The sequence below is a fragment of the Geodermatophilus sp. FMUSA9-8 genome (genome assembly GCF_037034165.1).
GTDB classification, from domain to species: Bacteria; Actinomycetota; Actinomycetes; order Mycobacteriales; family Geodermatophilaceae; genus Geodermatophilus; species Geodermatophilus nigrescens.
This window is the reverse complement of record NZ_JBAGKE010000006.1, coordinates 235,967-256,639: the sequence shown is the minus strand read 5'-3', so window position 1 is coordinate 256,639 and position 20,673 is coordinate 235,967. Positions and strand designations below refer to the sequence as shown.

Annotated in this window: 17 protein-coding genes; 4 read left to right on the top strand and 13 right to left on the bottom strand. The window is 74.1% G+C overall.

Annotated features, from left to right (window positions below; genetic code table 11):
* Window positions 1-107: 107 nt before the first annotated feature.
* The 5 genes from pyrE to clpB form a co-directional block, all read right to left on the bottom strand.
* Window positions 108-662 (bottom strand): orotate phosphoribosyltransferase, encoded by a 555-nt coding sequence (gene pyrE, locus WA616_RS14695; RefSeq protein WP_336030915.1) that lies wholly within the window; start codon window positions 660-662, stop codon window positions 108-110.
* A 139-nt stretch (window positions 663-801) separates the two neighbouring features.
* Window positions 802-1,488 (bottom strand): fasciclin domain-containing protein, encoded by a 687-nt coding sequence (locus tag WA616_RS14690; RefSeq protein ID WP_073421048.1) that lies wholly within the window; start codon window positions 1,486-1,488, stop codon window positions 802-804.
* 174 nt (window positions 1,489-1,662) lie between these two features.
* Window positions 1,663-3,348, bottom strand: coding sequence for a molybdopterin-dependent oxidoreductase (locus WA616_RS14685; RefSeq protein WP_336030912.1), 1,686 nt, complete (start codon window positions 3,346-3,348; stop codon window positions 1,663-1,665).
* Window positions 3,349-3,556: 208 nt separating this feature from the next.
* Window positions 3,557-4,267: a hypothetical protein gene (locus WA616_RS14680; protein WP_336030910.1), complete on the bottom strand. Its 711-nt coding sequence runs from the start codon at window positions 4,265-4,267 to the stop codon at window positions 3,557-3,559.
* A gap of 144 nt (window positions 4,268-4,411) precedes the next feature.
* A complete protein-coding gene (clpB, locus tag WA616_RS14675) occupies window positions 4,412-7,006 on the bottom strand; it encodes an ATP-dependent chaperone ClpB (RefSeq protein WP_336030909.1) in 2,595 nt (864 codons plus the stop codon).
* A gap of 189 nt (window positions 7,007-7,195) precedes the next feature.
* Here clpB and WA616_RS14670 point away from each other — a divergent pair, with 189 nt between their 5' ends.
* A complete protein-coding gene (locus tag WA616_RS14670) occupies window positions 7,196-7,669 on the top strand; it encodes a MarR family winged helix-turn-helix transcriptional regulator (RefSeq protein ID WP_336030907.1) in 474 nt (157 codons plus the stop codon).
* Window positions 7,670-7,760: 91 nt separating this feature from the next.
* On the top strand, window positions 7,761-8,204 hold the full coding sequence (locus WA616_RS14665; protein ID WP_336030906.1) for an OsmC family peroxiredoxin: 444 nt from the start codon (window positions 7,761-7,763) through the stop codon (window positions 8,202-8,204).
* Window positions 8,205-8,270: 66 nt separating this feature from the next.
* On the opposite strand, the gene WA616_RS14660 is transcribed toward WA616_RS14665, so the two are convergent.
* The 8 genes from WA616_RS14660 to WA616_RS14625 form a co-directional block, all read right to left on the bottom strand.
* Entirely contained in the window at window positions 8,271-9,902 is a 1,632-nt protein-coding gene (locus WA616_RS14660) for an MFS transporter (RefSeq protein WP_336030904.1), read from the bottom strand.
* A 62-nt stretch (window positions 9,903-9,964) separates the two neighbouring features.
* Window positions 9,965-10,441, bottom strand: coding sequence for a MarR family winged helix-turn-helix transcriptional regulator (locus tag WA616_RS14655; protein ID WP_336030901.1), 477 nt, complete (start codon window positions 10,439-10,441; stop codon window positions 9,965-9,967).
* Window positions 10,442-10,594: 153 nt separating this feature from the next.
* Entirely contained in the window at window positions 10,595-11,170 is a 576-nt protein-coding gene (locus WA616_RS14650; RefSeq protein WP_336030900.1) for a MarR family winged helix-turn-helix transcriptional regulator, read from the bottom strand.
* Window positions 11,167-11,637 carry a heat shock protein transcriptional repressor HspR gene (locus WA616_RS14645; RefSeq protein WP_336030899.1) on the bottom strand — a complete coding sequence of 157 codons (471 nt, stop codon included), beginning with the start codon at window positions 11,635-11,637 and terminating at the stop codon, window positions 11,167-11,169. Before WA616_RS14645 ends, WA616_RS14650 begins: the two co-directional genes overlap by 4 nt.
* Complete coding sequence (gene dnaJ, locus WA616_RS14640) at window positions 11,634-12,866, bottom strand: molecular chaperone DnaJ (RefSeq protein WP_073421036.1); 1,233 nt, start codon at window positions 12,864-12,866, stop codon at window positions 11,634-11,636. The genes WA616_RS14645 and dnaJ overlap by 4 nt, the downstream gene beginning before the upstream one ends.
* A gap of 46 nt (window positions 12,867-12,912) precedes the next feature.
* On the bottom strand, window positions 12,913-13,482 hold the full coding sequence (grpE, locus tag WA616_RS14635; RefSeq protein WP_336030896.1) for a nucleotide exchange factor GrpE: 570 nt from the start codon (window positions 13,480-13,482) through the stop codon (window positions 12,913-12,915).
* Between the two features lie 149 nt (window positions 13,483-13,631).
* On the bottom strand, window positions 13,632-15,524 hold the full coding sequence (dnaK, locus tag WA616_RS14630) for a molecular chaperone DnaK (protein ID WP_336030894.1): 1,893 nt from the start codon (window positions 15,522-15,524) through the stop codon (window positions 13,632-13,634).
* Window positions 15,525-15,791: 267 nt separating this feature from the next.
* Complete coding sequence (locus WA616_RS14625; RefSeq protein WP_336030892.1) at window positions 15,792-16,820, bottom strand: type IV toxin-antitoxin system AbiEi family antitoxin domain-containing protein; 1,029 nt, start codon at window positions 16,818-16,820, stop codon at window positions 15,792-15,794.
* A 485-nt stretch (window positions 16,821-17,305) separates the two neighbouring features.
* Here WA616_RS14625 and WA616_RS14620 point away from each other — a divergent pair, with 485 nt between their 5' ends.
* The gene (locus WA616_RS14620; protein ID WP_336030890.1) at window positions 17,306-19,600 is read left to right on the top strand and encodes a (Fe-S)-binding protein; all 2,295 of its coding nucleotides are present in this window, start codon (window positions 17,306-17,308) and stop codon (window positions 19,598-19,600) included.
* A gap of 96 nt (window positions 19,601-19,696) precedes the next feature.
* Window positions 19,697-20,668 carry a DUF389 domain-containing protein gene (locus WA616_RS14615; RefSeq protein WP_336030888.1) on the top strand — a complete coding sequence of 324 codons (972 nt, stop codon included), beginning with the start codon at window positions 19,697-19,699 and terminating at the stop codon, window positions 20,666-20,668.
* Window positions 20,669-20,673 lie beyond the last annotated feature (5 nt).

Genomic DNA, 20,673 nt, shown 5'->3' with positions numbered 1-20,673 from the left:
CCGTACGGCGGGGCGGCGCATGATCAGGTGACCTGATCGTGCTGCGTCCTGGCTCACGGTGGACGGTGAGCCAGGACGCGTGGGGGTGAGCCAGGACGGCGATGCGGCTAGTCGAGGCCGAGGTCGGCGAGGGTGAAGGCGGCGCGGTACTCCAGGCCCGCGGCCTCGACGGCGGCCCGGCCGCCGCGGTCGACGATCACGGCGACGGCGATGACCTCCGCGCCCGCCTCCTGCAGCGCCTCGACGGCGGCCAGCGGACTGCTGCCGGTGGTGGAGACGTCCTCGACGACGAGCACCGACCGCCCCTCGACGTCGGGACCCTCGATGCGGCGCTGCAGACCGTGCGCCTTGCCGGCCTTGCGCACCACGCAGGCGTCGAGGAACCCCTCGCCGTCGGCCGCGGCGTGCAGCATCGCCGTCGCCACCGGGTCCGCGCCCAGGGTGAGCCCGCCGACGACGTCGTAGCGCAGGTCGCCGGTGAGCTGGCGCATCACCCGGCCGACCAGCGGGGCGCCCTCGTGGTGGAGCGTGAGCCGGCGCATGTCGATGTACCAGTCGGCCTCCCGGCCGGAGGACAGCGTGACCCGCCCGTGCACGACGGCGAGGTCGACGATCAGCTCAAGCAGGCGGTCGCGGTCGGGCAGGACGGCCGGTGCGGTCATGGGAGCGACCCTAGGCAGCCGCCAGGCGCGGTGCCGGGCCCGGGCACGGCCCGGCACACGGCGAGGGCCGCCGCCCGACCGGGGGGAGTGGTCGGACGGCGGCCCGTCGGGGACCCCGTCACGCGGACGGGGAGCGGGGTCAGCCGGCGGCGGGGGCCAGCACCTGGTCGACGATGTAGACGGTGGCGTTCGCCGTCTGCACGTTGCCGCAGATGACCGAGGCCGGGGTGCCGGTCACGGTCTGGGCCACGGTGAAGTTCTCGCCCGAGCCCTCGATGGTCACCTCGTCGCCGGCCACGGTGGTGTGGGTGCCGGCGAGCTGGTCCGGGGAGAGCCGGCCCGGGATGACGTGGTGGGTGAGGATCTGCGTCAGCACGGCGTTGTCGGCCAGGACCGCCTGCAGCTGGTCCTGCGGGATCGCCTCGAAGGCCGGGTTGGCCGGGGCGATGACGGTGATGTCCGGCGTGGTGTTCAGGGTGTCGACCAGGTTGGCCTGGGTGACGGCCTGCACCAGCGTGGACAGCACGGGGTTGTTGCTGGCGGCGGTGGCGACCGGGTCGTCGGTCATGCCGGTGAAGCTGCCCTCGCCGTCGGCGGGGACGGCGCTGCAGCCGGCGCCGAAGGGCTCGTCGGACATCATGTCGGAGCCGCTGGTGCTCTCCATGCCCTCCTCGGAGCCCGACGAGGTCTCGCTGCTGCTGTCGCTGCTGGGCGAGGCCGAGCCCTCGCTGGCGGTGCCGCTGTCGTCCGAGCCGCAGGCGCTCAGGGTGACGGCCAGCGTGGAGGCGGTGGCCAGCAGGACGCCGCGGGTCAGGGTGCTCTTCACGTCGGGTGTGCTCCTCGTGTCGTCGTGCTCGTCCGTTCGGGGACCGGGTGGTCCCCGCGGTGGTCCCTCCCGGCCCGTGCGAGGGGTCGGGAGAGGCGTCTGCGGCGCGGGTGGCCGAGACGGTCTGTGGGGGATGTGTGCCCTGCCGGCCGGCTGCCGGCGGGGCGGGGACCGCTACCTCGCGATCACCCGGATGGAGTGCAGGCCGCTCGCCCCGTTCGGGAAGGGCGTGGCCCGCTGGTCGGTCTGCACCTCGCCGTCGGCCGCGGTGGCCCGGACGGTGAGCTGGTAGGAGCCGGGCGCGAAGTCGTACGGGAGGACCCACTGGCGCCACAGGTCGGCGTCAGCCTGCGGGGCGAGCTCGGCCTCCTGCCACTCGCCCTCGTCGACCCGCACCTCGACCCGGGCGATGCCGCGGGTCTGCGCCCAGGCGACGCCGGCGATCGGGCGGCGCCCGGCGTCGAAGGCGCGCAGCGGGGCGGGGGTGTCGATCCGCGAGGCGAGCTTGATCGGCGCCTGCACGGCCCAGTCGCGCTCGACCCAGTAGGCGTCGAAGGCGTCGAAGGTGGTGGCCTCGATGCCGGTCATCCACTTGCAGGCCGACACGTAGCCGTAGAGGCCGGGGATCAGCATCCGCACCGGGAAGCCGTGCTCCACGGGCAGCGGCTCGCCGTTCATCCCGAAGGCGATCATCGCGTCCTCGACGTCGAGGGCCGCACGGGTCGGGGCGCCGATCGTCATGCCGTCCACCGACCGGCACAACAGCTGGTCGGAGTCGCCGGAGACGCCGTGCTCGCGGAGGAACGCGCCCAGCGGGATGCCGATCCAGCGGGCGGTGCCGGCGAGCCCGCCGCCGACCTCGTTGGAGACGCAGGTCAGCGTGATGTCGCGCTCGATGACGTCGTCGCGCTCGAACAGGTCGGCCAGCGTGTGGGTGCGCGGGGAGTCGAACATGCCGGTCAGCTCGAGCCGGTAGTCGGCCGGGCGGACCTGCGGCACGGTGATCGCGGTGTCGACCCGGTAGAAGTCGCGGTTGGCGGTGAACAGCGGCGTCACGCCCTCGACGCGCTCGGCGAGGTCGGCGCCCCGGGGCAGGGCCGCGGCCCGCGACGACGGCGTCGGCAGGGTGAGCTCGCCGCGGGCGTTGCCGACGTCGAAGCGCCGCTGCAGCAGCCGGCCGCCGCCCCCGGTGACCGCGGCGGCGCCGAGCGCGACCCCGCCGGTGAGGAAGAACCGGCGGCGGTCCATGCCGGTGCCCTTGCGGTCGGCCATCGACAGGGCGCCGCGCAGGCGCTCCATCACGTCGGCGTCGTCGTCCCGCGCGGCCGGCGCCGTGGCCGGCGCGGAGGCCGGGGCCGTGGTGGGCAGCGTGAGGGGGGCGAGCAGCGCCAGCAGGGCGACGGCACCGGTGACGGCGCCGGCCACCGAGGGCAGCGCGTCGAGGACGCCACCGGCGGGGCGGCTGACGGCGGCCGCGGCGCCCAGGAGCCCGAAGAGCGCGATCCCCGCGACCCCGGCCCGGCGGGACCGCAGCGACACCAGGCCGACGACCAGCGCGTACAGCGCCACGACCACCAGCGTGCCGACGACCAGGGCGATCTTGTCGTTCTCGCCGAAGGTGCGGATGGCGAACTGCTTCACCGGCTCGGGCACGAGGGTGATGACCGTGTCGCCGACGGCGACGACCGGCGAGGACGCCGGCCCGACCAGCCCGGCGACGAGCTCGGCGACGCCGAGGGCCACGGCGGCGGCCAGCAGGCCGGCCAGCGCGGCGAGCAGCCGGCGCGGGCCGCGACGGGCGGGGATCGGGTCCCCGTCCGGTCCGGTGGCCGGCGCGGGGGCCTGCTCGGTGGTCGTCATGCCCTGGGTTCGGGACGACCCGGCGAGCGGTTCACCGGTCTCGGTCACGATGGGGTAACGGAGTCGAGCCGCACGGTCACGTCGTCCCCTCCTCCGTCGCGCGCCATCGGATGTCGCACCACAGATCCCCTCGGTGGAGTCGCGCAAACCAGCGGGCCCGCCCGTTCCCCCGTACGGGGAGCGGGCGGGCCCGAGGACACCACGCGGGTCAGCGGCCGCGGGCGCGCTCCCAGCCGCGGTAGCGGTACCAGTCGTTCGACGGCTTGAGGGCCAGCGCGACGATGCCGGCCGCGATGAGCAGCGTCTGCAGCAGCGACAGCGTGGTGAGCAGCCCCGTGGTGCCGGGACCGGCGAGCCCGATCAGCCCGGAGAGCACGGCCAGGCCGCCGAGCACCCAGAGGACGATCCGGGCCCAGTTGCGCCCCTGCCAGGCGAACCAGATGAACAGCAGCTGCAGGCCGATGAAGACGAGCGCCACCACGACACCGGCGGTGATCGCGCCCGCGCCGGCGACGTCGGTGATGCCGTCGTACTCGGCCGGGTCGAGGCCCTGGTCGATGAGCGCCTGGTCGACGAGCTCGTCGAACTGGGCGAAGGTGACGATCGCGCCGATGACCCCCAGCAGGGTGCTCAGGAGGAAGGCGCCGATCCCGAACCGCACCGTCTGCGGGCGCGCGACGGGCGTCGGGGCGCCCCACGCGTCCGGCGCCTGCGGTGCGGAGCCGTAGCCCCCGTACTGCTGGCCGTACTGCTGCCCGTACTGCTGGCCGGGGGGCTGCTGTCCGTACGGCTGGCCGTAGGGCTGCTGCTGGCCGTACGGCTGCTGCTGCCCCCACGGCTGCTGCTGGCCGTAGGGCGGCTGCTGGCCCGGGCCGGGACCCCAGCCCTCCTGCCCGGGCGGGCCCTGTCCTGCGGTCATGTCTCGCCTCCTGTGCGGGGCCCCGGGCCGGCCTGTCCCGGCCGGGGTCCGCGGCGATGATCGCCGACCCCGGGCGGCGGGACCAGTCCCCGCGCAGGCGCGGGCCCGCCGCCTCCCCCGGGAGGGGACGGCGGGCCCGGGAGCTCACTGCGCGCGGGAGACGGTCAGCCCGCTGTCGGCGTCGACGACGTCGGCCGACCAGTCGACGACGACGCCGTCGCCGTCGCGGATGTCACCGGCGAGCAGCGCCCGGGCGAGCGGGTCGCCGATCGCCGACTGCACCAGCCGGCGCAGCGGCCGGGCGCCGTACACGGGGTCGAACCCGTTGAGCGCGAGCCACTCGCGGGCGGCGTCGGTGACCGTCAGCGTGAGCCGGCGGGCGGCCAGCCGGCGGGCGAGCACGCCCACCTGGATGTCGACGATGCCGGCCAGCTCGTCGCTGCCCAGCGCCCGGAACACCACGACGTCGTCGAGCCGGTTGAGGAACTCCGGCTTGAAGTGCGACCGGACGACGTCCATGACCGCGGCGCGGCGCGCCTCCTCGGGCAGCGACTGGTCGGCGATGACCTGCGACCCGAGGTTCGACGTCAGGATCAGGATCGTGTTGCGGAAGTCCACGGTGCGGCCCTGACCGTCGGTGAGCCGGCCGTCGTCGAGGACCTGCAGCAGCACGTCGAAGACGTCGGGGTGCGCCTTCTCCACCTCGTCGAGCAGCACGACCGTGTAGGGCCGCCGCCGCACCGCCTCGGTGAGCTGGCCGCCGGCCTCGTAGCCGACGTAGCCGGGGGGCGCTCCGACGAGGCGCGCCACCGAGTGCTTCTCGGAGTACTCGCTCATGTCGATGCGGACCATCGCCCGCTCGTCGTCGAACAGGAACTCCGCCAGCGCCTTGGCCAGCTCGGTCTTGCCGACGCCGGTGGGTCCCAGGAAGAGGAACGAGCCCGTGGGCCGGTCGGGGTCGGCGATGCCCGACCGCGCGCGGCGGACGGCGTCGGAGACGGCGCGGACGGCGTCGGGCTGGCCGACCACCCGGCGGCCGAGCTCGTCCTCCATCCGCAGCAGCTTCTGCGTCTCGCCCTCGAGGAGCCGGCCGGCGGGGATGCCGGTCCAGGCCTGCACGACCTCGGCGATGTCGTCGGGGCCGACCTCCTCCTTGAGCATGGAGGCCTGCGCGGCGACATCGTCCTCCGCGGTGGCGAGCGCCTTCTCCAGCTGCGGCATCCGGCCGTAGCGGAGCTCGGCGACGCGGGCGAGGTCGCCCTCGCGCTCGGCCCGCTCGGACTCGGTGCGCAGCCGCTCGAGCTCCTCCTTCACCTGCTGGATCCGGACGATCGCGCCCTTGTCCTGCTGCCAGCGGGCGGTCAGCTCGGCGAGCTCCTGCCGCCGGTCGGCCAGGTCGCTGCGCAGCACCGCGAGACGGTCGAGGGAGGCGGGGTCGTCCTCCTTCGCCAGCGCCATCTCCTCGATCTCCATGCGGCGCACGGCGCGCTCGACCTCGTCGACCTCGACCGGCCGGCTGTCGATCTCCATGCGCAGCCGGCTGGCGGCCTCGTCGACCAGGTCGATCGCCTTGTCGGGGAGGAAGCGGGCCGTGACGTACCGGTCCGACAGCGTGGCGGCCGCGACGATCGCGGCGTCGGTGATCCGGACGCCGTGGTGGACCTCGTAGCGCTCCTTGAGCCCGCGCAGGATGCCGATCGTGTCCTCGACCGAGGGCTCGCCGACGAACACCTGCTGGAAGCGGCGCTCGAGCGCCGGGTCCTTCTCGATGTGCTCGCGGTACTCGTCGAGCGTGGTCGCGCCGACCATCCGCAGCTCGCCGCGGGCGAGCATCGGCTTGATCATGTTGCCGGCGTCCATGGCGGAGTCGCCGGTGGCGCCGGCCCCGACGATGGTGTGCAGCTCGTCGATGAAGGTGACCACCTGGCCCTCGGCCTCGGTGATCTCCTGGAGCACGGCCTTCAGGCGCTCCTCGAACTCGCCGCGGTACTTCGCCCCGGCCACCATCGCGCCGAGGTCGAGCGCCATCAGCCGCTTGCCCTTGAGGCTCTCGGGGACGTCGCCGGCGACGATGCGCTGGGCCAGGCCCTCGACGATCGCCGTCTTGCCGACGCCGGGCTCGCCGATGAGGACCGGGTTGTTCTTGGTGCGGCGGGACAGCACCTGCACGACGCGGCGGATCTCGGCGTCGCGGCCGATCACCGGGTCGATGCGGCCCTCGCGGGCGCGCTCGGTGAGGTCGACGGCGAACTTCTCCAGCGCCTGGAAGGTGCTCTCCGGGTCGGCCGTGGTGACCTTCCGGTTGCCGCGCACGGTGCGGAACGCGGCCAGCAGCGTGTCGCGGGTGGCGCCGGCGCTGGTGAGCACGGCGGCCGCCTCGCCCTCGGACCCGGCCAGTCCGACCAGGAAGTGCTCGGTGGAGACGTACTCGTCCCCCAGCGCGCCGGCCTGCTCGCCGGCGGCGTTGACCACGCGCAGCAGCTCGCGGGAGGCGGACGGGGCCTGGACGGTGGCGCCGCTGACGCTGGGCAGGCGGCGCAGCGCGGCCTCGGCCTTGGCCCGGACGTCGGCCGGGTCGGCGCCGACGGCGGTGAGCAGGGGGCCGGCGATGCCGTCGGTCTGCTGCAGCAGGGCGACGAGCAGGTGCAGGGGCTCCAGGGCCGCCTGCCCCCGGTCGACCGCCAGCCGCTGGGCGGCCGCGAACGCCTCCTGCGAACGGGTGGTCAGCTTGTGCTCCATGGTGGGTGCGGATCGTCCTCTCGTCGGCGGCGCCGGGGTCACTGCCCCGGCGGACGGCGTGTCGACCGGTCCAACGGAGCAGGAGTTGAGTCTGTTCCGCTCAACCCCGGCGGACGACGGCGACCCGAAAGGGGTGTGCGCCGACACAACTGCATGCCGCGCGACACGGTTGTCCCTACACTCGAACGCATGACGCAGACCGGCGAGGAAGCCGCCCTCCCCGCTCCCAGCGTGGCCTTGGACGACCAGCTGTGCTTCGCGCTCTACGCCGCCTCGCGGGCGATGACGGCCCGCTACCGGCCGATGCTCGAGGAGCTGGGGCTGACCTATCCCCAGTACCTGGTCATGATGCTGCTCTGGGAGGAGGACCAGCAGACGGTCGGCCAGCTCGGCCACCGGCTGGCCCTCGACAGCGGCACCCTGTCCCCGCTGCTCAAGCGGCTGACGGCCGCCGGCCTCGTCACCCGCCACCGCCGCGTCGAGGACGAGCGCTCGGTCGCCATCGCCCTCACCGACTCCGGCCGGGCGCTGCGGGAGCGGGCCTACGCCATCTCGCAGGACATGATCTGCGCGCTCAGCATGGGCGTCGAGGAGTTCTCCGACCTCAAGCAGACCCTCAACGTGCTCACCCACCGCGTGAACGAGGCGCCCCGCACGGTCTGACGGCCCGGTGGGTTGCCCGCAACCCACCGGGGTAGGGCGCGGGGGTCCGACGCCGGTCAGCAGTGCCGGCCCCTCCGTCCGGAAGGCAGCCATGCCCACCCGTACCGCACGCACCGCCTGGAACGGCACGCTCGAGCAGGGCTCCGGCCAGGTCGAGCTCTCCAGCTCGAGGGCCGGCACGTTCGAGGTGAACTTCCCCAAGCGTGCCGCCGACGAGGCCGGTGGCACGACCAGCCCCGAGGAGCTGGTGGCCGCGGCCCACTCCGCGTGCTTCGCCATGCAGCTGTCGGCCAACATCGCCCAGGCCGGCGGCACGCCGCAGGCCCTCGAGGTCAGCGCCGACGTCTCGCTCGGCCCGGACCAGGCGAACGGCGGCTTCAGGCTGACGGGCATCACGCTCACCGTCCGGGGCGAGGTCGACGGGCTCGACGCGGCCGGCTTCGAGAAGGCCGCACAGGAGGCCAAGGCCGGCTGCCCGGTCAGCAAGGCGCTCGCCGGCGTGGAGATCACGCTGGACGCCGCGCTCGACTCCTGATCCCCCGCACGACGAGAGGGCCCGCTCCCCCACCGGGGAGCGGGCCCTCTCGTGTGTCACGCGGGCTCAGCGGGCGGTGCCCACCGCCGGGTCGTCGGCGAGCGCGGGCGCGGACTCGCGGCGCAGCCGCTCCTCGCCCGTCTCCGTGCGCAGCGCGACCTCGCGGATCAGCAGGATCGCCGCCACGGCGGCCACCGCGATGACGCCGGACACCAGGAAGATCCGCCCGGTCGCATCGCCGTAGGAGACCTCGATGAGCCGGCGGATCGGCTCCGGCGCGTCGGCGAGGTCGGCCAGGCCCACGGAGCCCGAGCCCGAACCGGCGGCGGCCAGCTCCGGCGGCAGGCCGGCGGTGATGAGGGTGGAGACCCGGCTGCTCAGCACGGCGCCGAGGACCGAGACGCCGATCGTGCCGCCGAGGCTGCGGAAGAAGGCGACGGCGGAGCTGGCCGCACCCAGGTCGGAGGCGGCCACGGTGTTCTGCACGGCCAGCACCAGGTTCTGCATCGTCATGCCGATGCCGACACCGAGCACGAACAGGAAGACGCCGAGCAGGACCATGTCGGTCTCGTGGTCGATGGTGGCCAGCAGGCCGAAGCCCGCGACGACCAGGATCGACCCGGCCACGAGGAACCGCTTCCACCGGCCGGTGCGGGTGATGAGGATGCCCGACACGGTCGAGGAGACGAGCAGGCCGCCGACCATCGGGATGGTGAGCAGGCCGGCCGCCGTCGGCGAGTAGCCACGGGAGATCTGCAGGTACTGGCCGAGGAAGACCGTGGAGCCGAACATCGCCACACCGATGGCGACGCTGGCGACGATCGCGAGCGTCGTCGTCCGGTCGCGGAACAGGCGCAGCGGGACGATGGGCTCGGCCGCGCGCAGCTCGGTGACGAGGAAGGCGGCGATCGCGAGCACGCTGCCGCCGAGGAACAGGGCGGTCTCCAGGGAGGCCCAGGCGAACTGGTTCCCGGCGAGGGTGACCCAGATGAGCAGCCCGGAGACACCGGCGGTCAGGAAGGCCGCGCCGAGGTAGTCGATGCGCACCCGCCGCTTGGTGACCGGCAGGTTCAGCGTGCGCTGCAGCAGCACCAGGGCGACGACGGCGAACGGGACGCCGACGTAGAAGCACCAGCGCCAGCCGAGCCAGCTGGTGTCGACGAGCAGGCCGCCGAGCAGCGGGCCGCCGACGGTGGCCACCGCCATGACGCCGCCGAGCAGGCCGGAGTACCGCCCGCGCTCGCGGGGGCTGATCATCGCGGCCATCGCGATCTGCACGAGCGCCTGCAGGCCGCCGAGCCCGAGGCCCTGCAGCACGCGCCAGCCGATCAGCGTGCCGACCGACTGCGACAGGCCCGCCAGCATCGAGCCGACGATGAAGACGACGATCGACAGCTGGATGAGCAGCTTCTTGCTGAACAGGTCGGAGAGCTTGCCCCAGATCGGCGTGGACGCCGTCGACGCGAGCAGGGTGGCGGTGACCACCCACGTGTACTGGCTCTGGCTGCCGCGCAGGTCGGTGATGATCGTGGGCAGGGCGTTCGAGACGACGGTCGAGGACAGGAACGCCACGAACATCGCCAGCAACATTCCCGAGAGGGCCTCGAGGATCTGGCGGTGGGTCATGCGGCCCTGCTGCTCGACGGGCGCCTCGGTGGGAGATCCCGGCCCGGTGGCGGGCTCGCGGGTGGTGGTCACGGTGGTGCTCCTGGTCGGTTCGGGACGGGCTGCGGCGGACTGCGCGGGGGCGGGGTGCGGGGTCACGCGGGAGCCCCCGCGTGCGGACGGGGGACGGCGGCGCGGTCGAGGTCGGCGGCGAGCCGCTCGAGCAGGTCGCCGAGGCGGGCGGCCTCCTCCTCCGTCCAGCCGGCGAGGGCCTCGGCGGCCCACTCCGACCGGACGGCGCGCGTCTGGGCGATCGCGGCGGACCCGGCGGGGGTGAGCCCGATGAGGCTGGCGCGGCCGTCGTGCGGGTCGGGCCGGCGCTCCACGAGGCCGGACCGCTCGAGGGCCGCGACCTGGCGACTGGCGACCGACACGTCGACGCCGACCTGGGCGGCCAGCGCACTGCAGCGCTGCTCGCCGTCGCGCTCGAGCGGCACGAGCAGCGCCCAGCCGAAGGAGGGCAGGTCGCCGTGGACGGCGTCGGCGGCGCGGGCGGAGACGTGCCGGCCGCTGCGCAGCAGGCGGGCGATGCCGGCGGTCAGCCGGTCCCGGGTGGCGGGAGTGAGGGGCATGGCGTCCTCGGGGTGGTGCGATGAGTGCAGACTGCAACCATACATCCGGTTGGTTGTTGTCTGCAACCAGCTACCCCATACGCCTCTTCCCACACGCGGCGACGGCGCCCGGACCGCGGGGGTCCGGGCGCCGTCACAGCGTGGGTTCGGCGCTCAGCGCCGGGTCGTCACGGCCTCTCCCGCGTCGGCGGGGTCGGCGGCGGCCTGCGCCTCGCGGGCCTCCCCGAGCCGGTTGAACCGGCCGAGCAGGTCGGCGAGCGTGGTGACGTCGTCGGCCGGCCAGTCGGACATGTCGCTCTCCCAGCGGGCCCGGCGCACGTCGCGGATCCGCGCCAGCCGCGCGGCGCCGTCGGGCGAGGGGCGCAGCACCTGGGCGCGGCCGTCGGCCGGGTCCGGCTCGCGGTCGACCATGCCGAGCGCGACCAGCGAGGCCACCTGCCGGCTGACCGTGCTCTTGTCGAGCCCGAGCCGCGCGACGAGGTCGCTGGCGCGCAGCGGGCCGGCGTCGGCCAGCAGCGCGAGCAGGCCGTAGGCCGCGCCGTCGAGGTCGGGGTGCAGCTCGCGCGCCAGGCGCGCCGAGATGGCGCGGGAGCGCCGCAGCAGCAGGCCGATCTCGCGCTCGAGCCGCACGAAGGTCGCGTGCAGGTCGTCGTCCACGTCCTCCTGCACGACGGCGCCGCCCGCCGGGTTCCCGCCCGCCGGGTTCCCGCCCGCCGGGTTCCCGCTCACCGCGGCTCCCGCGGCCGCCAGACCACGAGCGCCGAGCTCGCCCGGCGGAGCGGGACGAGGTCGGCGCGGCCGAAGGCGGTCCCGAAGCCGGAGGCCGCCGACTCGGCGGCGACCGCCCGGCGCTCGGCGTCCTCGACCTCGCCGAGCAGCTCGTGCACGCGGCGCTGCAGCGCCTCGACCTGCGACTCCAGGTCGATGATCCGCTTGATGCCGGCGAGGTTCACGCCGTCCTCCTGGGACAGCCTCTGGACCTCCCGCAGCAGCGCGACGTCGCGCGGGCTGTAGCGGCGCCCGCCGCCGGCGGTGCGGCCCGGGGTGACCAGGCCGAGCCGGTCGTACTGGCGCAGCGTCTGGGCGTGCATGCCGGCCAGCTGGGCCGCCACCGAGATGACGAAGACGGGTGCGTCCTCGGCCACCGCCCGCACGCCGTCGGAGTGGCGGCGCTCCCCGGCGCCGGGGGCGCTCACCGGGTGCCCCCGCGCTCACCGCCACGGTCGACGGCGGCGGTGATCTGCGGCCGCGGGTCGCCGAGCTCGGCGTCGAGGGTCTTGAGCGCGCGCTCCCCCTCGGCCGACAGCCGCTGCGGGACGGCGACCTCGACGGTGACCAGCAGGTCGCCGGAGCGGCCGCGGCCGGGGACGCCCCGCCCGCGCACGCGCAGCGTGCGGCCGCTCGCGGTGCCCGCGGGCACCTTGAGGGTCACGTTGCCGTCGAGCGTGGGCACGGTCAGCGTCGTGCCGAGCACCGCCTCGGGGAAGGTGACGGGCACGGTGAGCGTCAGGTCGTCGCCCCGGCGGCCGAAGAGCTCGTGGTCGCTGACGTGCACGACGACGAACAGGTCACCGGCCGGGCCGCCGCGCCGTCCCGGGGCGCCCTTGCCCGCCAGCCGGATGCGCTGGCCGTCCTTGACGCCCGCGGGGATCCGCACGGTGATGGTGCGGGTCTGCGTGGTCACGCCGTTGCCGGCGCAGGTCGGGCACGGGTCGTCGACCACCTGGCCGGTGCCGCGGCAGTTGCGGCACGGCTCGGAGAAGGCGAACGCCCCCTGGCTGCGGCTGGTGACGCCGGCACCGCCGCAGACCTCGCAGGTGTGCGGCGAGGTGCCGGGCTTCGCGCCGCTGCCGGCGCAGGTGGGGCAGGTGCCCGGGCTCTGCATCCGCAGCGGCACGGTGACGCCGAGGACGGCCTCGTCGAAGGACAGGGTCGCCTCGGTCTCGACGTCCTGGCCCCGGGCCGGCCCGGACGCCGCCTGCGAGCGGGCCCGGGCCGAGCCGGGGGCGGCACCGGTGGCGCCGCCGCCGAAGAGGTTGCCGAAGATGTCGCCGATGCCGCCGGCCCCGCCGCGCGCGGCACCGCCCGCGGCGCCGAAGAGGTCGCCGAGGTCGAACGGCTGGCCGCCGCCCGCCCCGCCGCCCGGGAACCCGCCGGGGAAGCCGGCCCGGGCCCCGGCACCGCCGGAGCCGAACAGCCGCCGGGCGTCGTCGTACTCGGCGCGCCGCTTGGGGTCGCTGAGCACGTCGTAGGCCTCGGAGACCTCCTTGAACCGGGCCTCGGCGTCGGCGTTGCCGGGGTTCTTGTCCGGGTGCAGGTCCCGCGCGAGCTTGCGGTAGGCCTTCTTGATCTCCGCGGCGTCGGCGCCCTGGGAGACGCCGAGCGCCCCGTAGTAGTCCTTCTCGATGAAGTCCCGAGTGCTCATCGGGCGCCTCCTCCCCTCGGGGTCTCCACGAACGGTCCGGGGCCGGTCAGCCGGCGGCCGGGGTCTCCCCCGGCGCACCGCCGTCGGCCGGCGCGTCGGCGGGGGCCGCGGGAGCCGCGGCGGCGCCGGACGGCTCGCTCACCGAGACCATCGCGGTGCGCAGCACGCGCTCGCCCCGGCGGAAACCCTGCCGCAGGACCGTCGTCGCGGTCGGCACCGTCACCTCGTCGGACGTGTCGTGCAGGACGGCCTCGTGCAGCGCGGGGTCGAACGGGTCGCCCGCGACGCCGAAGGACTCCACGCCCAGGCCGTCGAGCAGGCCCAGGACGCGGTCGGCCACCACCTTGAAGGCGCCGGTGAGGTCGCCGTGGTCCCGCGCCCGCTCGATGTCGTCGACGATCGGGAACAGCTGGGCGGCGAACCGCTCGGCGGCCTGGTCGACGACCAGGCCCCGGTCGCGGTCGACGCGCCGCCGGTAGTTGGCGTACTCGGCCGTGACCCGCTGGAGGTCCTCGGTCCGCTCGGTCAGCTGGCGGGCGAGGTCGCCGTCGCCGGTGGCCGGGACGGCCTCCTGCGCGGTCACCTCGGAGCCGGCGGCCGTGTCGTTCTCGGTCATGCGCTCCCCTGGCGATGGGTGGGCTGTCGGTGCCGGGCCCGGCGGGGCGCCGGCCGGCTGCTCGCCGGCCGGCGCCCGCACCGCGCCGTTGACGGGGTCGATCCGCCGCTTGTCACGGATCACGACCCGCGGCTGCTCGTCCCCCTGGCTCATCGGCGGTCGGTGTCCTCGTCGACGATCTCGGCGTCGACGACGTCGTCGTCGGCGGCCGTGGCGCCACCGGCACCGGCACCGGCACCGGCACCGGCTCCGGCCGCACCGGCCCCGCCCGGGGCACCCTCACCGGGAGCGCCGGCCTCGGCCTGCTGGGCGTAGAGCGCCCCGCCGACCTCCTGCGAGATGCGCGCGACCTTCTCCTGCGCCGACTTGATCGCGGCGATGTCGGAGCCACCGAGGGCGGAGCGCAGCTCGGTCAGGGCCTCGCCGAGCTCGTCCTTCTTGTCGGCCGGGATGCGCTCGCCGTTCTCCGCGAGGAACTTCTCGGTCTGGTACTGCAGCGACTCCGCCAGGTTGCGGGTCTCGGCCTCGTCGCGGCGGCGCTTGTCCTCCTCGGCGTGGGCCTCGGCGTCGCGCATCATCCGCTCGATGTCCTCCTTGGGGAGGGCCGAGCCGCCGGTGATGGTCATCGACTGCTCCTTGCCCGTGCCCAGGTCCTTGGCGGACACGTGCACGATGCCGTTGGCGTCGATGTCGAAGGCGACCTCGATCTGCGGGACGCCGCGGGGCGCCGGGGGCAGACCGGTCAGCTCGAACATGCCAAGCTTCTTGTTGTACATCGCCATCTCGCGCTCGCCCTGGAACACCTGGATCTGCACGGACGGCTGGTTGTCGTCGGCCGTCGTGAAGATCTCGGAGCGCTTGGTCGGGATCGTGGTGTTGCGCTCGATGAGCTTGGTCATGATCCCGCCCTTGGTCTCGATGCCGAGGGACAGCGGGGTGACGTCGAGGAGCAGGACGTCCTTGACCTCGCCCTTGAGGACACCGGCCTGCAGCGCGGCGCCGATGGCGACGACCTCGTCGGGGTTGACGCCCTTGTTGGGCTCCTTGCCGCCGGTCAGCTCGCGGACCAGGTCGCTGACGGCCGGCATGCGGGTCGAGCCACCCACCAGGACGACGTGGTCGATCGCGCCGACGGAGATGCCGGCGTCACGGATCGCCTGGTTGAACGGCGCGCGGGCGCGGTCGAGCAGGTCCTGCGTGAGGCGCTGGAACTCGGCGCGGGTCATCGTGACGTCGAGGTGCAGCGGGCCCTCGGCGCCGGCCGTGATGTAGGGCAGGTTGACGTTGGTCGACTGCGCGCCGGACAGCTCGATCTTGGCCTTCTCGGCGGCCTCGCGGAGGCGCTGCATGGCCAGCTTGTCCTTGGACAGGTCGATGCCGTTCTGGGCGTTGAACGTCTGCACCAGGTGCTTGACGACGCGCTCGTCCCAGTCGTCGCCACCGAGGTGGTTGTCACCGGCGGTGGCCTTCACCTCGATGACGCCCTCGCCGATCTCGAGCAGCGAGACGTCGAACGTGCCGCCGCCGAGGTCGAAGACGAGGATCGTCTGCTCGGTCTCGCCCTTGTCCAGGCCGTAGGCCAGCGCGGCCGCGGTGGGCTCGTTGACGATGCGCAGGACGTTGAGGCCCGCGATCTCACCGGCCTCCTTGGTGGCCTGGCGCTGCGCGTCCTCGAAGTAGGCCGGGACGGTGATGACGGCGTCGGTCACCGGCTCGCCCAGGTAGGTCTCGGCGTCGCGCTTGAGCTTCTGCAGGACGCGGGCGCTGATCTCCTGCGGCGTGTACTGCTTGCCGTCGATCTCGGCGGTCTTCCACGTCGTGCCCATCTCGCGCTTGACCGAGCGGATGGTGCGGTCGACGTTGGTGACGGCCTGGTTCTTGGCCGACTGGCCGACGAGGACCTCGCCGTTCTTGGCGAAGGCGACGACCGAGGGCGTGGTGCGCGAGCCCTCGCTGTTGGCGATGACCGTCGGCTCGCCGCCCTCCAGGACGGTGACGACGGAGTTGGTGGTCCCGAGGTCGATACCGACCGCTCGTGCCATGGAGCTGGCTCCTCTTCCGTGTGCGTGCGGGTGGTGCGCTGGGTCTGCTGGGGGTCGGCCGAGGGACCTCCGACCGCCTTGCGCGGGGTCCGCTCAACTTTCCTGCCCACCGTAACGGCAGACCCGCGGGCGGTGTTCCCCACCCTCCCCCACCTCTCCCCCGTGACGCGCCCCACACCGCCGGCCGGTCGGTGGCACGATCAGGCCGCCTGATCGTGCTGCGTCCTGGCTCACCGCCCACCGTGAGCCAGAAGGCGCTGGGGTGAGCTAGGACGCCGGCCGGGCGCCCGCGTCGTCGGCCGCGGTGGCCCGATCCGCGGGACGGTGGACGACGACGAAGCGGCGCACTCCGAGGAACGGGGCGGCGAGCAGCGCGGTCAGGCGGGCGCGGAGGTCGGCACGAGCCCCCGGACCGACGTCGGCCTGCGTCAGGCGCACCACCCGGATCCCGAGCTCCCGCACCTGGTCCTCGCGGCGCTTCTCCCGCCAGAGGACCTCCCCGGGGTCCCGGCCTCCGTGGGGCTCGGAGTACTTCACCCGACCGTCGAACTCCACGGCGACCGCGGCCTCCTCGTACCAGCCGTCCACCCGGGCGACGAAGCCCCGCGGACCGTGCACCTCGGCCTGGAGGTCGGGGGCCGGCAGGCCCGCCGCCAGCAGCGCCAGGCGCCCACGCGTCTCCAGCGGCGACTCCGCCCGGCCGTCCGCGAGGCCGAGCGCCCGCGCGGCGTCCCCGATGCCCGGCCAGTGCGTCGCGCGGAGCACCGCCGCACGCAGGTCCGCCGGGTCGACGAGGCGCCCGTGCAGAGCGGCGTCCATGGCGACGACGGAGTCGGCCATGTCCCACTCGCGGGCACAGTCGACGAGCGTCCGCGCCGGCGTCGTCACGGGGAGTCCGTGCACCGATCCGACCTCCCCGGCCGTCAGGGTCGCGCGCGCGACGACGTAGCCGCGCCCCCGCCGCCACTGCCCCTCGTCCGTCAACCGGACGACCGCCTCGGTGTCGCGGGGCAGGAGGACGCCGTGGAGCCGCGCGGCCGAGTCGTGGCTGACGACCGGGCCCGCGCCCAGGGAGGCCAGTACCGCGAAGCAGTCGACGGCGTGACGGCGCGGCTCGTCCCCTTCCGCGTCGCGCAGGTCCCGGGCCCCGATGTAGACGCCGCGACGCAAGCGACACCAGCGGCGGGCGCCGAGCTCCGCCCGGATCTCGTCGGGGCGGTAGCCGGCAGCCACGGCCTCTCGCGCGGTGAAGACGCCGGACCTCGGTTCGGCGACGCGCGCCAGCTCGGGATGCATGGCGGGAGTCTCGGGCGCTCCGGACGCCCACCGAGCCCGCCGCAGCCATCTGTGGACACCGCCCGGACGGCGTCCTGGCTCACCGCAGCGCGTCCTGGCTCACCGCCGACCGTGAGCCAGGACGCGGCACGATCAGGCCGCCTGATCGTGCTGCGGCGCGGCGGGAGTGAGCCGGGTCACCTCCGCGGCCTCGGCGGCGCGCGTGGAACGGACGGCGGGACTGTTCCACCGCGGCGAAGGCGCAGGTCAGCGCGCCGGCACGACCACATCCGGCACGGCGTCGAGCCGCCTCGACGGGGCGCGGCGCGTCGGGTTACCGGCGAGTAACCTGACCTCCGGCCAGCTATCGTGCTGGGCTGCGCGGGCACAGGCGCCCGCGCGCGATCCGCCGCCGGTCACACGCACCGGTGACGGCGGCGAGACCGCCTCTCGCCGTCCGTGGCGGACGAGCCAACCGACGCCGCGAGGCGTGGGGAGAGGGAATCATGACGGGCCCCCTGCAGATCGTGCTCGGCACGATCAGCGTGCTGTTCCTCATCGTCTCGGTCGTCCTGGCCTACCGGGCCGTGCGCGCCATGGTGCGGATCATCCGCACCGGCCAGCCGGACTCCACCCGGAACGGGCCGGTCGGCCCGCGGCTGAAGACGCTCGTGGTCGAGTCGCTCGGCCACACCCGGATGCTCAAGTGGTCGGCCATCGGCGCCGCCCACTGGTTCGTCTTCGTCGGCTTCTACGGCCTGTTCCTCACGCTGGTCGAGGCCTTCGGCGAGGTCTGGGACCCGGCCTTCCACCTGCCGCTCATCGGCGAGTGGGGCCTGTGGAACCTCTTCGCCGACCTCATCGGCACCGGCACGATCCTCGGGATCCTGTACCTGATCTACCGGCGCCAGAAGGACCACCCGCGCCGCCAGGGCCGCACCAGCCGCTTCGCCGGCTCCAACGAGGGCCGCGGCTACTTCGTCGAGGCCGTCGTCCTCACCGTCGGCGTCTGCATCCTGCTGATCCGCGCGCTCAAGGTCTCCTCGGACCTCACCGAGGCCCCCACCTGGTCGCACCCGGTCGCGAGCCTGCTGGCCACCGTGCTGCCGGACAGCCCCGACCTGCTCAGCGTCGTCGCGTTCGTGAAGATCGTCGTCTCGCTGACCTGGCTGGTCGTCATCAGCCGGATCCTCAACATGGGCGTGGCCTGGCACCGCTTCAGCGCCTTCTTCAACATCTACTTCAAGCGGAACGACGACGGCACCGTCGCCCTCGGCCCGCTGCAGCCCATGACCTCGAACGGCAAGCCGATCGACTTCGAGGACCCGGGCGAGGACGACGTCTTCGGTCGCGGCAAGATCGAGGACTTCACCTGGAAGGGGATGCTCGACTTCACCACCTGCACCGAGTGCGGGCGGTGCCAGAGCCAGTGCCCTGCCTGGAACACGGGCAAGCCGCTGTCTCCCAAGATGGTGATCATGGACCTGCGGGACCACCTGTACGCCAAGGCCCCGTACCTGCTCGGTGAGAAGACGGCGTCGGAGACCGCGCCGGACTACGACGTCCTGAAGCCGAGCGACGAGCAGGTCTGGTCCTCCGGCTACGCCCGCATCGAGGGCACCAACGACGCGCAGGCGCACCGGCCGCTCGTCGGCACGCTGGAGGAGGGCGGGGTCATCGACCCCGACGTCCTGTGGAGCTGCACCAACTGCGGCGCCTGCGTCGAGCAGTGCCCGGTCGACATCGAGCACATCGACCACATCGACGACATGCGCCGCTACCAGGTGCTGATCGAGTCCAACTTCCCGTCCGAGGCCGGCGTGATGCTGCGCAACCTCGAGAACCGCGGCAACCCCTGGGGCGTCAGCCCGAGCACCCGCGAGGACTGGATCAAGGAGATGGACTTCGAGGTGCGGATGGCCGACGGCCCGCTGCCCTACGACGTCGAGTACCTGTTCTGGGTCGGCTGCGCCGGCGCCATCGACGACCGCGCCAAGAAGGTCACCAAGGCCGTCGCGGAGCTGCTGCACACCGCCGGCGTCGAGTTCGCCGTCCTGGGCTCGGGCGAGACCTGCTCGGGCGACCCGGCCCGCCGCATGGGCAACGAGTTCGTCTTCCAGATGATGGCGCAGGAGAACGTCGAGACCCTCAACGGCGTCTTCGAGGGCCGCGTGCCGGGCACCCGCAAGATCGTCACCACCTGCCCGCACTGCTTCAACTCGCTGGGCAAGGAGTACCCGCAGGTCGGCGGCGAGTACGAGGTCGTGCACCACACGCAGCTGCTCAGCCAGCTGGTGGAGGAGGGCCGGCTCACCCCGGTCACCCCGGTCGACCGCAAGGTCACCTACCACGACCCGTGTTTCCTCGGCCGGCACAACAAGGTCTACACGCCGCCGCGGGAGATCCTCGACAGCGTGCAGGGCCTCTCCACCCAGGAGATGCACCGCTGCAAGGACCGCGGCTTCTGCTGCGGCGCCGGCGGCGCGCGCATGTGGATGGAGGAGAAGATCGGCAAGCGGATCAACGTGGAGCGCACCGAGGAGGCCCTCGGCCTCGACCCGGACGTCATCTCCACCGCCTGCCCGTTCTGCATCACGATGCTCTCGGACGCCCTGACGTCGAAGAAGCAGAACGGCGAGGCCGCCGAGCACGTCGAGGTCCTCGACGTCAGCCAGATCCTGCTGCGCTCGATGGCCCCGGTCGGCACGCCCGGCACCGAGCACGGCGCCGAGGTGGGCACCGCCGACGACGACGTCGCCGGCACCGGCTCGGCCGCCACCGGGCACGGCCCCCAGGCGTAGCAACACCGCAGCACCCGACGGACGCCGTCGGCGAGGACCTCCTCGTCGGCGGCGTCCGTCGTCTGTCGGGGCCCGCGCTCCGGTAGAACACGCGTCGTGCTGCTGCACCTGAGGGTCACCGTCCCGCCGGACCGCACCGACGACGTCCGGGACCTGTTCGAGCGCTGCCCCGGGACGGCCCACCTCGCCCTGTTCCCCGGCTCCTCGCTCGACCCGCCGGGCGCCCTGTTCCTCGTCGACGTCGCCCGGGAGTCCGCCGACGCGCTGGTCGCGGGACTGCGGCGGCTGCACGTCGACCGCGACGGCGGGATCACCATCGAGACCGTCGACACCGCCGTCTCCGCCCGCGCCGAGCGCGCCGAGGAGGAGGCGCCCGGCGACGGCTCCGACGCCGTCGTGTGGGAGCAGGTGGTGCGGACGACGGCGGCCGACTCGTCGCTGTCGGTCTCCTACCTGGCGTTCCTCACCATCGCGACGCTGCTCGCGGCGGTGGCCATCGTCAACGACTCGGCGATCCTGGTGATCGGGGCGATGGTGCTCGGGCCGGAGTTCGCGCCGCTGGCCGGGCTCGCCGTGGCGCTCGTGCACCGGCGCCGGGGCGTCGCGCGCACGGCCGCCAAGGCACTCGTCGTCGGCTTCGCCGTGGCGATCGCCGTCACCGCGCTGGTCACCCTCGCTGGCCGCGGGCTGGGCTGGTTCGGCCCCGAGGTGCTCGCCATGGAGCGCCCGCAGACCGGGTTCATCACCCGGCCCGACCGCTGGTCGGTCGTCGTCGCGGTGCTGGCCGGCATCGCCGGGGTGCTGTCGCTGACCTCGGCCAAGAGCGGCGCGCTGGTCGGCGTGTTCATCTCCGTCACGACCGTCCCCGCGGCCGCCGACATGGCGGTGGCGCTGGCCCTGGGCGGCGGCACCGAGTTCTGGCGGGCGACGGCGCAGCTGGGGATCAACCTCGCCGGCATCCTCGTCGCCGCGGTGGCCACCCTGGCGCTGCAGCGGGCGCTGTGGCGGCGGGTGCCGCAGGTCGTGCCGCGGCTGGGAGCGACGGACGGCGCCCGGCTGCCCGTCTGAGGCGG

Bases quoted from the DNA above. Each gene is read 5' to 3' on its own strand.
- pyrE (WP_336030915.1), bottom strand. From the start codon at position 662: ATGACCGCACCGGCCGTCCTGCCCGACCGCGACCGCCTGCTTGAGCTG.
- WA616_RS14685 (WP_336030912.1), bottom strand. From the start codon at position 3,348: ATGACGACCACCGAGCAGGCCCCCGCGCCGGCCACCGGACCGGACGGG.
- WA616_RS14680 (WP_336030910.1), bottom strand. From the start codon at position 4,267: ATGACCGCAGGACAGGGCCCGCCCGGGCAGGAGGGCTGGGGTCCCGGC.
- clpB (WP_336030909.1), bottom strand. From the start codon at position 7,006: ATGGAGCACAAGCTGACCACCCGTTCGCAGGAGGCGTTCGCGGCCGCC.
- WA616_RS14670 (WP_336030907.1), top strand. From the start codon at position 7,196: ATGACGCAGACCGGCGAGGAAGCCGCCCTCCCCGCTCCCAGCGTGGCC.
- WA616_RS14665 (WP_336030906.1), top strand. From the start codon at position 7,761: ATGCCCACCCGTACCGCACGCACCGCCTGGAACGGCACGCTCGAGCAG.
- WA616_RS14655 (WP_336030901.1), bottom strand. From the start codon at position 10,441: ATGCCCCTCACTCCCGCCACCCGGGACCGGCTGACCGCCGGCATCGCC.
- dnaJ (WP_073421036.1), bottom strand. From the start codon at position 12,866: ATGAGCACTCGGGACTTCATCGAGAAGGACTACTACGGGGCGCTCGGC.
- grpE (WP_336030896.1), bottom strand. From the start codon at position 13,482: ATGACCGAGAACGACACGGCCGCCGGCTCCGAGGTGACCGCGCAGGAG.
- dnaK (WP_336030894.1), bottom strand. From the start codon at position 15,524: ATGGCACGAGCGGTCGGTATCGACCTCGGGACCACCAACTCCGTCGTC.
- WA616_RS14625 (WP_336030892.1), bottom strand. From the start codon at position 16,820: ATGCATCCCGAGCTGGCGCGCGTCGCCGAACCGAGGTCCGGCGTCTTC.
- WA616_RS14620 (WP_336030890.1), top strand. From the start codon at position 17,306: ATGACGGGCCCCCTGCAGATCGTGCTCGGCACGATCAGCGTGCTGTTC.